This is a genomic window from Microcella daejeonensis (assembly GCF_026625045.1).
Lineage (GTDB): Bacteria > Actinomycetota > Actinomycetes > Actinomycetales > Microbacteriaceae > Microcella > Microcella daejeonensis.
This window is the reverse complement of sequence record NZ_CP113089.1, coordinates 1,801,830-1,814,576: the sequence shown is the minus strand read 5'-3', so window position 1 is coordinate 1,814,576 and position 12,747 is coordinate 1,801,830. Positions and strand designations below refer to the sequence as shown.

Here is a 12,747-nt window from a genome sequence, read left to right as displayed (position 1 = left end):
CGGGCGCGGCAGAAAGCCCGGGATCTCCTGATCCCGACGCTTCCGGAGGAACGCAGAAGGCCCGGGATCTCTCGATCCCGAGCCGTCCGGAGTAATGCAGAAGGCCCGGAATCTCACGATTCCGGGCCTTCTCTTTGTTGCGGGGGCAGGATTTGAACCTACGACCTCTGGGTTATGAGCCCAGCGAGCTACCGAACTGCTCCACCCCGCGGCACGAGAGACAACGTTACCAGGAGGACGGGCATCCGTCGAATCGAGCGGCCCGCGAAGGCGTCGGCAGGGCGGCGGGCGCCGAGGAACGGGGCGAGGAGCGGGTCAGCCCGCACGGCGCGTCGCGGCGATGCTCACGCCGAGCGGCAGCCAGGCCGTTCCCGGCCAGCCCCAGAGGCCATCGCCGCGCGGCACGGCGAGGTCGAAGATCTGCCACGGCACCGCGTCGTGCTCGTGCACGAAGTCGATCTGCAGGCCCGCGTCGATGAGCGCGGTGATCGTGCGGCCCAGGGGGTGCATCCATTCGACGGTGCGCGCGTTATCGAGCGTGGCGGTGGGGTCGGCGTAGTCGCGATCGTCGTCGTCCTCGAGGGGTTCGGCAGCGAAGTAGCCGTCGCGCGGCGCGGGGAAGGGGCCGTGCGGCGTCGGCAGGGCCCCCTGCGCGTCGTCGAAGACGAAGGCCGAGGGATGCCCGTCGGCAAAGTACAGCCGCCCTCCGGGCTTGAGGAACCAGGCGATGATGCGCGCCCACTCCTCGATGTCGGGCAGCCAGCCGATCGTGCCCCAGGTCGTGTAGACGACGTCGAAGCCCTCGGGCTCGGGAAGGCGGTGCCGGGCGTCGTAGACGTCGGCGCCGATGAAGCGGCTGCGCTCGGCGAGGCCGAGCTCCTCGGCGAGCTGGCGGGCGGCCCGGACGGCCGGCATCGAGAAGTCGATGCCCACCACGTGCGCCCCGCGCTGGGCGAGCACGAGCGTGTCGGCGCCGAAGTGGCACTGCAGGTGCAGAACCCGCAGCCCCTCCCAGCCCTCGGGAGCGACGGCGGGCAGCTCCGCCTCCTCGATCGGGTACAGCCGCCCCTCCCCCGCGCGCAGGGGCGCGAGATCGTAGAACTCGCTCGCGAGGTGCACCGGCACCTTCTCATCCCAGTGGGCCCGGTTGAGCCGGGCCCACTCGGGAGGATCCTCCGCCGCCATGGTCCGCGCGGGGACTACTCGTCGAGAGCGATCAGTCGCTCGACCGCGTCCTGCAGCCGCTCGTCGGCCTCCGCCGCCGCCACGAGGTCGTTGGCCGCGTACGCCGCCTCGCGATCCTGCAGCGCCTGCTGCGCGTCGGCGAGAGCCGTCGCGAAGTCATCGGCGGGGGCGGCCGGGTCGGTCGGCTCGGCGGGCGTCTCCGGCTCGGCCGGCGCCTCCGGGTCGACGGGCGCCTCGGGGTCGACGATCGGGTCGACCGGGTCGACGCCGCCATCACCCGCGTCAGCGCCCGAGTCGCCGTCGAACAGCGAATCGAGGGCGAGGTCGAGGGTGTCCTCGAAGGCGATCTCGTCGCCGAACGACACGAGCACCTTGCGCAGCAGCGGGTAGCTGGTCTCACCCGTCGACTGCACGTAGACCGGCTGCACGTAGAGCAGACCGCCGGCGACCGGCAGCGTCAGCAGGTTGCCGCGGCGCACTGTCGTCGACCCGCGCTCGAGCAGCGCGATCTGGTTCGCCACCTCGGTGTCGGAGTTGAACTGGTTCTGCACCTGGCCCGGACCGGGGATGGTCGTCTGCCTCGGCAGCGTCAGAAGCGTCAGCTTGCCGTAGTCCTCCCCCGGATCGGCGTTCGCCGCCAGGTACCCGGTGAGCACGTTGCGCTGGTTCTCCCCCGCGGCGCGCGGGATGAACGTGGAGTAGAGCGTGAAGCCCGGGTCCTCGCTGCCGGGGATCTGCATGGTGAGGTAGTACGGCGGCTGCAGCGTGGCCGTCGCCGCCTCCGAGGCCGGGTCGTTCGGGGTGATCCACTCGTCGTCCGTCGAGAAGAACGATCCCGGGTCGGTGACGTGGTAGGCGCCGAGGATGTTGCGCTGCACCTTGAACAGGTCGGCCGGGTAGCGCACGTGATCGAGCAGGGCGTCGCCCATCTCGCTCATCGGCTCGAGAGTGGAGGGGAAGATCTTCTGCCAGGTCTCGAGCACCGGATCCTCGTCGTCCCACGCGTAGAGCGTCACCGATCCGTCGTAGGCGTCGACCGTGGCCTTCACCGAGTTGCGGATGTAGTTGATGTCGTCGACGGGGAGCGTCGGGGCCGGCGTGTACGTGTCGGCGACGGCGGCGGAGAGCGCCACCGAGGTCGAGTACGGGTAGTTCGACGAGGTCGTGTAGCCGTCGATGATCCACTGGATGCGGCCGTCGACGATCGCCGGGTACGGGTCGCTGTCGAGCGTCAGGTACGGGGCGACCTTCTGCACGCGGTCGAGCGGGTTGCGGTCGTAGAGGATCTGCGACTCATCGAAGACGGCGTTCGACAGGAAGATGTCGGTCGACTGGAACTTCAGCGAGTAGAGCAGCTTCTTGAAGGGGCCGTCGAGGGTCGGGCCGCCGTCACCGGTGAAGGTGTAGGTGGCGTTGCCCGCCGCGTCGGCGTCGTCGCCCTCGCCGGCCGGGAAGTCGAGCTCGAGCTCGTCGCCGCCCTCGGGGCCGCCGACGATCGAGTACTCGGGCGACTGCTCGCCGAAGTAGACCCGGGGCTCGTACTCGCCGAGCTCCTCGGTGAGACCGCCGCGCACCGGGATGCCCGACTCGAGGAACAGCGGCTGGCCGTCGGCGCTGCGCTGGTTGCCGTACGCGGCGACCACGCCGTAGCCGTGGGTGAAGACGATCGTGTTGTTGAACCAGTTCTGCGAGGTCTGGCCGGCGGCGTCGAGCTCGCGCACCGAGATCACCGTGTCGGTGGTCTGGCCGTCGATCTCGTAGCGGTCGACGTCGAGGTACTCGGGGAACTGGTAGTACTGCCGGAACTGCTCGAGCTGCGAGAACGCGTCGGTCACGAGCGCGGGGTCGAGGATACGGATGTTCGCGGTGGTCTCCGCGTCCTCCCGCAGCGCTCCGGCCGTGGCGTCGGTCTCGGCGGGGTACTCGACCTCCTCGACCTCGGCGACGCCGTAGGCCTCGCGCGTCGCGTCGATGTTGCGCTGGATGAACTCGGCCTCGGCCGAGCGCTGGTTCGGCACGACCTGGAACTGCTGCACGAGCGAGGGGTACACGCTGCCGATGAGCAGGCCGCTGATGATGAGGAGCGCTGTTCCGACGATCGGCAGGCGCCAGCGCCCGATGATCGCGGTGATGATAAACAGGATCGCCACGAGCGCGGCGATGCCGGCGAGGATCGCCCGGCCCGGGATGGTCGCGTTGGCCTCCGTGAAGCCGGCGCCCGCCGAGAGGAATCCGACGCTCGGCTGACTGAGCACGGCGTACTGGTCGAGCCAGATCGAGACGGCCTGCAGCGCGAGGTAGATCGCGGCGGTGACGGCGAACTGGATGCGCGCGGTGCGCGAGATGCGCACCTCGCGGCCCATGAAGCGCACCGCGCCGTAGAGGTAGCTCGCGGCGACCGCGGCGAGCGCCGAGAGCAGCACGGCGGCGGAGGCGAAGGCGACGATGCTGCGCCAGAAGGGCAGCTCGTAGACGAAGAAGGAGATGTCGAGGCCGAACTGCGGGTCGACCTCGCCGAAGGAGGTGCGGTTCCACCACTGCAGCACGACGGGCCACTGGCTCGCCGAGGCGACGCCCGCGAAGAGACCGAGCACGGCGGGGATGCCGAGCATGGCCACGCGGCGCAGGGGTTCGACGACCTCCTGGTAGCGGTCGAGCTGCGAGGAGAGCTTCGCGTAGACGGGCCGCAGGCGGTAGGCGATCTGCAGGCTCGCGAAGACGGGCACGAACATGGCGACGAAGCCGAGCACGAACATCCCCGCGGTGGCGATCCACTGCGTCGTGAGGACCGGGAGGAAGCCGAGCTGGTCGAACCAGAGCACGTCGGTGTAGAAGCCCGCGAAGACGAAGAACAGCACGACGACCGCACCGAGGATCGACGCGGAGATCGCGATGGTGGCGCGCTGCTTGTTGGCAGGAGGCGGCGGGGCGGTGGCAGTCACGGCAGGAGGCTCCCGAGGTCAGGGGTGAACCCCGCCAGCTTAGAGGGGGTCAGCTTGGGGGATGCTCAGCCGCAGCGCGGCAGATCGGCCGGGTCGTCCCCGTCCGCCACCGACTGCAGCGCGAGCACGGCCTCGTCGAGCGTCGATACCGCGATGACGTCGAGCCCGTCGGGGATCGCCCCCACCACCTCGTCGCAGTTGCCGCGCGGCGCGAGGAAGATCTCGGCGCCCGCATCCAGCGCTCCGTACATCTTCTGCACGATGCCGCCGATCGGCCCGACCGCGCCGTCGGCGGCGATCGTGCCGGTACCCGCGACCTCGGCCCCGCCCGCAAGAGAGTCAGGGGTGAGCTTGTCGATGATGCCGAGGGCGAACATCATGCCGGCGCTCGGCCCGCCGACGTTCTCGAGCTCGATCTCGACCTCGAAGGGGAACTCGTACTCGCCCGCGACGAGGATGCCGACGACGGGCACGCGGTTCTCGCCCTCGCTGAACTCGGGGACGATCTCGATCGTCTCGCTCCGACCCTCGCGCTCGATGCCGATGACCGCGGGCTCGGAGGTGCCGTTCGCGGCGATCGCGGCGCGCAGCGCCGTGACATCCCGCAGCTCCTCGCCGTTGACCGAGATGATGCGGTCGTCGGCCTCGAGCAGACCCTCGGCCGGGCCGCCCTCGGTCGTCTCGACGACGTACAGCGTGCTCTCGTAGGGCTCGCCGAGGGTGCGCAGAGCCGCGGCGACGGCCTCCTGCTGGGAGTTCTCCATCTCGACGCGGCTCTGCTCGCGACGATCCTCGGTGCTGACGCCGGCGGGGAAGACGCTGTCGGCCGGGACCACGGACTGCTGCGGGTCGAGCCAGGCGGCGCCGACCTCGAACCAGGACGGCAGGCGCTCGGGGTTGCCGGCGACCGTGACCGTGAGCAGGCTCAGCGAGCCCTCGGTGTCGTAGGTGGGCTCGGTCGGGATGGTGATGAGCGGCACGTCCTCGCCGTCGACGGCGACGGTGCCCAGGGTGTCGAAGACGGGGCCGGGGCGCTCGATGACGTACGGCGAGGGCAGCAGCGCGAGCGCCACGAGACCGAAGACGGTGACGCCGAGGAGGAGCCAGCCGGCGCGCCCGCCGCGGCGGCGGCCGAGATCGTCATCGGATTCGGTGCTGTCGGTGAAAAGCGACACCGCTCTCCTCGCGTGGGTGGAAGGGAAGGAAGGTGAATGCGCCGCGCAGAGGGCGCCGCTTCCGGATCGCGCCGCCGAGCGGGTCGTCCGGCCGTCAGCCTACGGCGAAACCGGGTACCGCCCCCTGGACGCCACACTAGCGTAGGGAGCATGGCTGAGGATCCCCTCGGCGGAGCCGGCGACGAGTTCCGCGAGATGATGCGTAAATTCCTGGCGGGCGAGGGCGATATGGATCCCTCGAAGCTCGCCGGGGCCGCAGGACTGCCCACCGACCCCGCGATGCTCGCCCGGCTCATGAGCCAGCTGCAGCAGGCGATGAACGCGAGCGGCGACGGTGACGGCGTCGACTGGCGACTGGCGAAGGAGGAGTCGGGGCGCATCGCCGCGACCGGCGCCGTCGCCTCCACGCCGGCCGAGCTCGAGGCGCTGCGGCAGGCGCTGCACGTCGCCGCGCTGTGGCTCGACGAGGCGACCGCCATCACCCAGCTGACGGCGGAGCCCTCGCTGCTCACCCGCGCCGACTGGGCCCGGCAGACCATGCCGGTCTGGACCCAGCTCGCGGAGCCGGTCGCCCTCTCCATCGCCGATGCGCTCACGGGGGCGCTCGACGGCCAGGTGCCCGAGGAGATGAAGGCGATGCTCGGCGACGCCACGCGCGTCATGCGGTCGCTCGGCGGCACGCTGTTCTCCCTGCAGCTCGGTCACGTCGTCGGCCAGCTCTCGGCCGAGGTCGTCTCGGGCGGCGACATCGGGATCCCCCTGCTGCCGGGCCGCGACGAGCACGACGTGCAGGCGGCGCTGCTGCCGCAGAACATGGCCGCCTTCGGGCAGGGCCTCGACATCCCCTCCGATCAGGTGCAGCTCTACCTCGCGGTGCGCGAGCTCGCGCACGCGCGACTGTTCCGGCACGCGCGCTGGCTGCGGCTGCACCTCATCAGCGCCATCACCGACTACGCCCGCGGCATCACGATCGACATGGACCGCATGGAGTCGCTCGCCGCCGACCTCGACCCCTCGAACCCCGAGAGCCTGCGCGAGGCGCTCACGAGCGGGGCGCTCATCCCGCCGAAGTCCAAGGCGCAGCTCGCCGCCCTCTCCCGCCTCGAGACGACGCTCGCGCTCATCGAGGGCTGGGTCGACGTCGTCACCGCCGACGCCACCTCCCGGCTGCCGAAGGCCGACGCCGTCGCCGAGACCGTGCGCCGCCGCCGTGCCGCGGGCGGTCCGGCCGAATCGGCCTTCGCGACGCTCGTCGGGCTCGAGCTGCGCCCGCGGCGCCTGCGCGAGGCCGCGGCGTTCTGGCGATCCGTCACCGATGCCGTGGGCTCCGCGACGCGCGACGAGCTGTGGGCGCACCCCGATCTGCTCCCCGAAGCCACCGACATCGACGACCCGGCCCGCGTCATCGCCTCGCTGCGCTCCGGCCCCGTCGACGACGAGGCCTTCGATCAGGCGCTCACCGAGCTGCTCGAGGGCGGCGGCGATCGCCCGGTCGAGCGGGCCCCCGGCGAGGAGCCCGAGGAGCCGCGCGGCGCCGAGCGCTCCGAGGACGACGAGACCGACCCCCCGCGACCCGCCGCGAGCTGACCGCGAGCTGACCGCAGCAGGGCGGCCCGTTGCTCGCGGCCCGCTCCGTGGCGCAGCCCGTCGCGCTGTGCACAACCCGGGCGCGCGGCGGCGGGCCTGCCGATCATGTGCGCCATGATCCTGCGCCTCGACCCCCGCCGCGCCATCGTCTGGCGCACCCCCGACAGCCTGCAGATCGGCGTCGACCCCGCGCTCGTCGTGCTCGACGCCGTCTCCGACGGCGATGCCCGGCTCGTCGCCGCGCTCGAGACCGGCGTGACGCGAGCCGGGCTCGGGGTGCTCGCGCACGCCGCCCGCATCCCCGACGAGGAGGTCGAGCGCCTGCTCGCCCGGCTCGCCCCCGCGCTCGGTGCGCACCCCGCCGAGTCCGCGCCGCTCGCGCGGGTGGCGGTCATCGGCACGGGGGGCTCGGCCGCGCGCATCGCGCGCGTGCTGGCCGAGGCGGGGCATCCCGTCGTCACCGCCGCGGCCGGCGATCAGCTCGACGACGAGACCGGCATCGAGGCGGTCGTGCTCGTGAGCACGCACGTCGTGGATCCGCTCGAGCACCTGCGCTGGCTGCGCCGCGACGTGCGGCACCTGCCCGTCGTGATCGGCGAGGCCTCGGCGACCATCGGGCCGCTCGTCGTGCCGGGCTCGACCGCGTGCCTCGCCTGCGTCGAGCAGCGCCGCACCGCCCTCGACGCCGCCTGGCCCGCGATCGCGACGCAGCTCTGGGGCTCCCCCGCCGCGGCCGAGACCGCGATGCTCGTCGACGAGGCCGGGGCGGCGACGGTGCGGATGCTCGCCGGCGAGGGCGGGCGCAGCCTGCGCATCGCGGCCGACGACGGCGCGCGGGTCGAGCGGGCGTGGCAGCCCTCCCCCCGCTGCGGCTGCCGCGGTCTGGAGCTCGCCGGGCTCGAGGCGCCGCCCCGCGTCGCGCCCCCGCACGACCTCAGTCGCGCAGTGCCGATCGCCGGTTGAGCCCCGCGCCCGCGGCGATCGCCCCGGAGCCCGCGGCCGAGCCGGGCGGGCGGATCTCATCGAGGAACCGGCTGGCCGCGCGCTCGGCCCGCGCCTGCATGGGACGCTGCGCCCACGAGAGCTCGAGCACCCGGCGGGCGCGCGTGACGCCCACGTAGAACAGCCGGCGCTCCTCGTCGATGGCCTCGAAGCCCTTCGCGAAGCTGATCGGCACGAGGCCCTCGCTGAGGCCGACGATGTGCACGACGTCCCACTCCAGACCCTTCGCGGCGTGCAGCGTCGAGAGCGTGACGGCCGAGCGCGTCGGCTCGTGCTGGGCCTGCACGCGGCGCTGCAGCTCGCGCACGAAGTCGGCGAGCGTCGTGCCCGCCGGCGCCTCCTCGGCCAGGCCGAGCAGGGCGGTCAGGCTGTCCCACCGGGCGCGCTCGGCCCCGGAGCCCTCGGGGGCCTCCTGCTGCCAGCCGAGCCCGCGCAGCACGTCGCTGACGCTCTTGAACAGCGGCTCCTCGCCCCCGCCGACGGAGGCGGCCCCGGCGATCGACGCGCCGCGCAGCAGCATGATGGCCTGCTTGACCTCCGGCTGGTCGAAGAAGCGGCTGTTCGCCCGCGTCTGCACGGGGATGCCCGCCCTACGCAGCGCCGCCTCGATCGCGATCGACTGGGTGTTGATGCGGTACAGCACGGCGATCGACTCGGGCGGCGTGCCGTCGGCGATGCGCCGCGCGATGGTCTGCGCGAGCGAGGCGGCCTCGGCCGCATCGTCGGCGTGACGGCTGACCGTGGGCGTCGCGCCCGCCGTCGCGGTCTCCCCCGCGGCCCGCAGCGTCAGGGCGCCCGGGCGCCCGCGCATGAGGCGGTTCGCGAGCGAGACGATCTCGGTCGTCGACCGGTAGTTGTCCTCCAGCCGCACGACCTCGGCGTCGGGGTACTCGGAGCCGAAGCGCACGAGGTAGTCGCTCGAGGCGCCGGCGAAGGAGTAGATGGTCTGCGAGGCGTCGCCGACCACGCAGAGCTCGCGCCGCCCTCCGAGCCAGAGCGTCAGCAGGTCGTGCTGCAGGGGCGAGACGTCCTGGTACTCGTCGACGACGAAGAAGCGGTACTGCTCGCGCACCTGCTCCGCGACGCGCGGCTCGGATTCGAGCATCCCGGCCGTCACCAGCAGAACGTCCTCGAAGTCGATCTGACGGCGGTCGTCCTTCAGCTGCTCGTAGCGGCGGTGCAGCTCGACCATCTGCCCGACGTCGAGCTTCGCCGGCATGGTGCGGCTCTCGGCGGCGCGCGCGTACTGCTCGAGGCTCATGCGGCTCACCTTGCGCCACTCGATCTCGGCCGCCGCATCGCGCAGAGCGGGCGTGTCGACCGAGAGCTTCATGCTCGAGGCCGCCTGGCCGAGCAGGCGCGCCTTGCCGTCGAGGATGCTCGGCGCGCTGCCGCCGACGACGATGGGCCAGAAGTAGTGCAGCTGGCGCAGCGCCGCCGAGTGGAAGGTGCGGGCCGCGACGCCCTCCGCCCCGAGGGCCCGGAGCCGTCCGGCGAGCTCCCCCGCCGCCCGCGTCGTGAAGGTGAGCGCCATCACCCGCGAGGGGTCGTACGAGCCCGTGGCCACGCCGTAGGCGATGCGGTGCGTGATGGCGCGGGTCTTGCCGGTGCCGGCCCCGGCGAGCACGCAGACCGGACCGAGCAGGCTCTCGGCGACCGTGCGCTGCTGCTCGTCGAGCGCGGCGAGAAGACTGTCGGCGTCGCTCATGCCTCGAGCGGCCCCCCGTACCAGTCCTCGATGATGGCGCGCGCGATGGAGGTGCGCCCGGGCAGCACGATCGTGTCGAGCTGGCTCCTCAGCTCGTCGCGGCTGAACCAGCGCAGATCGAGGATCTCGTCGCCGTCGGGCCGCAGCTCGGCGGCCGAGGACGGGTCGAGCGTCGCGCGGAAGCCCAGCATGAGCGAGGCGGGGAACGGCCACGGCTGCGAGCCGACGTAGACGGGGTCGACGACGCGCAGGCCCGACTCCTCGGCGACCTCGCGGGCGACCGCGGCCTCGAGCGACTCCCCCGGCTCGACGAAGCCGGCGAGCAGCGAGAAGCGGTTCGACTCCCACGCGGCGTTGCTGCCGAGCACGAGGCGGTCGCGCTCGTCCGTCACGCCGACGATGATGGCGGCGTCGGTGCGCGGGAACATCTCGCGGCCCGTCTCGACGTCGACGCGCACCCAGCCGGCGCGGCCGGGCGTCGTGGCGTTGCCCGTGCGCGGCGAGAAGGCGTGGCTGGCGTGCCAGTTCGCGATCGCGAGCGCCTCGACGGCGAGGCCCGCATCGCGGTCGCTCAGCTGGTGGCCGAGGGTGCGGGGATTGCCCCAGCGGGTGACGTCGCGCGCCATCCGCTCGCCGGCCGCGTCGTCGAGCACCGCGGCGATGATCGCGGCGCCGGCCGGCAGGTCGGCCTCGGCCTCGGTGGTGCGCCCGAGGTAGATGCGCAGGGCATCCGTCGGCACCGCGTCGGCGGGGAGGAGGGCGAGGGCGGGATGCTCGGCCGTGGTCAGCAGCACCTCGCCGCGCCACACGGGCAGCACCCGCGAGCTCGGCTCGGCCGCGAGCTCGGCGAAGAGGTCGGGACGCAGCCGCGCGGTGTCGTCGCGGTCGATGCGGTACCGCGAGAGGGGCAGTCGAGCGGTGATCGAACGGTGCATCAAGACCCCATCTGCGGCGGCGGAAGCGCGTGGCGCACGGCCCTCGTGAGGAGCGCGCCACCTACCCTGTCGGTATGGCCAGGACCCCTCTCACTCTAGCCGCGCTCGCGACGGCGGCCGTTCCCGGCCTCGACGTCACGACCTCGGAGCGGCTCGGCTCGACCTCCGGCGGGACGGACTCCGCGCTGCTGTCGACCCGCGACGGACGGCGCCTCGTGGTGCGGGCGCCGCGCACGACCGCGGCCGAGTCGGAGCAGTCGGCCGACATGGTCGCCCTGCGCGCGCTCAGCGACGGGGTGCGCGGTCGACTGCCGTTCGCCGCCCCCCGCCTGCTCGGCCAGGCGCCCGCCGGCGGCACCCGCGCCGTCGTGCACGAGTTCGTCGACGGCGACCCCGTCTCGCTCGGCCGCATCACTCCCGGGCTCGCCGCCTCGATCGGCCAGGCCGTCGCCGCCATCCACGCCCTGCCGACGAGCGTCGTCGCCGACGTCGGCCTGCCGCAGCTGCGCGCCGTCGACGTGGTGCGCGAGAGCACCTCGACCCTCGACCGCGCGGTGAGCACCGGCCTCGTGCCCGCGGGCCTGCAGCGCCGCTGGGAGCTCGCGGTCGAGGACACGACCCTCTGGCAATTCACCCCGACCGTGATCAACGGCGCGCTCGCGGCCTCCTCCTTCCTCGCCATCGCCGAGACCGTCACGGGCGTGCTCGGCTGGAGCCGGCTGCAGGTCGCCGACCCCGCGCGGGACCTGTTCTGGCTGCTCGGCGCGCCCGACGCCGCCGTGCCCGACGCCGCCTTCGACGCCTACCACCAGGCCCGCGGCGTGCACGACAAGCAGCTCGGGCGTCGCGCCGTCTTCGCCGCCGAGCTCGAGGTGGCACGCTGGCTGCTGCACGGCACGGCCAGCCGCAGCCAGGAGATCATCGACGACGCCGTCGGAATGCTGCACGCCCTGCTCGACCGCGTGCACACCGACATGACCGCCTCGCTCGCCGCCGAGCCGGCACGGCCCTCGACCCTCACCGACGCGCACGACCTCGCCGGCCTGCGCAGCGCGGGCGGGCTCGACCTGCAGCCCATCGGCGCGGCCTCCCCCGCCTCGCCGAGCCGGCCCGGCTCGGGCGACGACGTCGCCACGCCGCCGACGCCGCGCGACTAGCGCGGCCGCGGCCCCGGTCGCGGCTCGTGCCGCGCGCGACTAGCGGGCGCGGGCGGCCTCGACCAGGCCGGTGAGCAGTCGGGCGTCCTCGGGCGATTCCTCCGGGTGCCACTGCACGGCGACGCCGAAGCGCATGCCGGGCACCTCGACGGCCTGCACCACGCCGTCGTCGCCGCGCGCGGTGACCTCGAGCTCGGGCGGCACGCGGTCGGCAGCCTGGTGGTGGTAGCTCTTCACGGTGGCGCTCGCGCCGAGCATCCCCGCCACCCGGCTGCCGGGCACGGTGATCACCGGGTTGTCGGCGAAGGTCGCGTCGCCGTTGCTGTACCGGCTCGAGCCGATCAGGTCGGGCAGGTGCTGCACGAGCGTGCCGCCGAGGGCGACGACGAGCACCTGCAGTCCGCGGCAGATGCCGAGCAGTGGCAGGTCGCGCTCGATCGCCGCGCGCACCAGCGCGATCTCCCAGGCGTCGCGGTCGGGGCGCGGGGCGTCGTTCTCGGGATGCGCGGTCTCGCCGTAGAGCGCCGCATCGACGTCCTTGCCGCCGGTGATGACGAGCCCGTCGACGGCGTCGAGCACCGCTGCGACCGCCTCGGCCGTCGGCGGCTGCGGCGGGAGGCCCACGGGCACCCCGCCCGCACTGAGCACGGCGTCGGTGTAGACGCGGGGCAGCACGACGGCGGGGCGATCCCAGATGCCCATCGCCGCGGGCTCGAGGTAGGTGCTGAGGCCGATAACAGGGGCCCTGCTCATCCGGCCGCCCCCTCGCCCGCCGCCTCCCGCGCGGCCAGCTGCCGCGAGATGAGCGCGCGGCCGCGGTGCACCTGGCGCACGAGCTCGGCCTGGCGGATGCCGAGCTCCTGCGAGACGTCGGAGTAGGTGCGCTTCTCGAGCAGGATGCCGCCCATGCCCATGCGCAGCTCGGGCGGCAGCGCGACGATCGCCTGGATGAGCTCGTCGCGGCTGAGCGCGGCGATGGCGGCGTCGTCGATCGGCTGCGCGGCCGTGACGTCCAGGTCGTACTCGTCGTCTCTCATGAGGTCCTCTCTCCGCGGC

10 protein-coding genes and 1 tRNA gene are annotated in these 12,747 nt (G+C 73.2%); 3 read left to right on the top strand and 8 right to left on the bottom strand.

All coding sequences use genetic code 11. The features are described from left to right. Positions 1 to 137: 137 nt before the first annotated feature. The 4 genes from OVN18_RS08795 to OVN18_RS08780 form a co-directional block, all read right to left on the bottom strand. Positions 138 to 211, bottom strand: a tRNA-Met gene (locus tag OVN18_RS08795). A 104-nt stretch (positions 212 to 315) separates the two neighbouring features. After that, positions 316 to 1,119 (bottom strand): class I SAM-dependent methyltransferase, encoded by an 804-nt coding sequence (locus OVN18_RS08790; RefSeq protein ID WP_267780345.1) that lies wholly within the window; start codon positions 1,117 to 1,119, stop codon positions 316 to 318. Between the two features lie 80 nt (positions 1,120 to 1,199). Continuing rightward, complete coding sequence (locus OVN18_RS08785) at positions 1,200 to 4,127, bottom strand: UPF0182 family membrane protein (RefSeq protein WP_267780344.1); 2,928 nt, start codon at positions 4,125 to 4,127, stop codon at positions 1,200 to 1,202. A gap of 65 nt (positions 4,128 to 4,192) precedes the next feature. Next, entirely contained in the window at positions 4,193 to 5,302 is a 1,110-nt protein-coding gene (locus OVN18_RS08780) for a YlbL family protein (RefSeq protein WP_267736641.1), read from the bottom strand. A 150-nt stretch (positions 5,303 to 5,452) separates the two neighbouring features. Between OVN18_RS08780 and OVN18_RS08775 the strand changes: the two genes are divergently transcribed. Together OVN18_RS08775 and OVN18_RS08770 are read left to right on the top strand one after the other, a co-directional pair. Beyond that, positions 5,453 to 6,889, top strand: coding sequence for a zinc-dependent metalloprotease (locus OVN18_RS08775; protein WP_267780342.1), 1,437 nt, complete (start codon positions 5,453 to 5,455; stop codon positions 6,887 to 6,889). Positions 6,890 to 7,003: 114 nt separating this feature from the next. Then, positions 7,004 to 7,852, top strand: a complete 849-nt coding sequence (locus OVN18_RS08770) for a hypothetical protein (RefSeq protein ID WP_267780341.1) — start codon at positions 7,004 to 7,006, stop codon at positions 7,850 to 7,852. Here OVN18_RS08770 and OVN18_RS08765 read toward each other — a convergent pair. Together OVN18_RS08765 and nudC are read right to left on the bottom strand one after the other, a co-directional pair. Then, positions 7,824 to 9,599, bottom strand: a complete 1,776-nt coding sequence (locus OVN18_RS08765; RefSeq protein WP_267736639.1) for an ATP-dependent helicase — start codon at positions 9,597 to 9,599, stop codon at positions 7,824 to 7,826. The genes OVN18_RS08770 and OVN18_RS08765 overlap by 29 nt on opposite strands. Beyond that, positions 9,596 to 10,534: an NAD(+) diphosphatase gene (nudC, locus tag OVN18_RS08760; RefSeq protein ID WP_267780338.1), complete on the bottom strand. Its 939-nt coding sequence runs from the start codon at positions 10,532 to 10,534 to the stop codon at positions 9,596 to 9,598. The genes OVN18_RS08765 and nudC overlap by 4 nt, the downstream gene beginning before the upstream one ends. A 74-nt stretch (positions 10,535 to 10,608) precedes the next feature. Here nudC and OVN18_RS08755 point away from each other — a divergent pair, with 74 nt between their 5' ends. Beyond that, positions 10,609 to 11,691, top strand: coding sequence for a phosphotransferase (locus OVN18_RS08755; RefSeq protein WP_267780337.1), 1,083 nt, complete (start codon positions 10,609 to 10,611; stop codon positions 11,689 to 11,691). Between the two features lie 39 nt (positions 11,692 to 11,730). Here OVN18_RS08755 and OVN18_RS08750 read toward each other — a convergent pair whose 3' ends face one another. Then, positions 11,731 to 12,444: a gamma-glutamyl-gamma-aminobutyrate hydrolase family protein gene (locus OVN18_RS08750; RefSeq protein ID WP_267780336.1), complete on the bottom strand. Its 714-nt coding sequence runs from the start codon at positions 12,442 to 12,444 to the stop codon at positions 11,731 to 11,733. Then, entirely contained in the window at positions 12,441 to 12,728 is a 288-nt protein-coding gene (locus OVN18_RS08745) for a hypothetical protein (RefSeq protein ID WP_267780334.1), read from the bottom strand. The genes OVN18_RS08750 and OVN18_RS08745 overlap by 4 nt, the downstream gene beginning before the upstream one ends. Positions 12,729 to 12,747 lie beyond the last annotated feature (19 nt).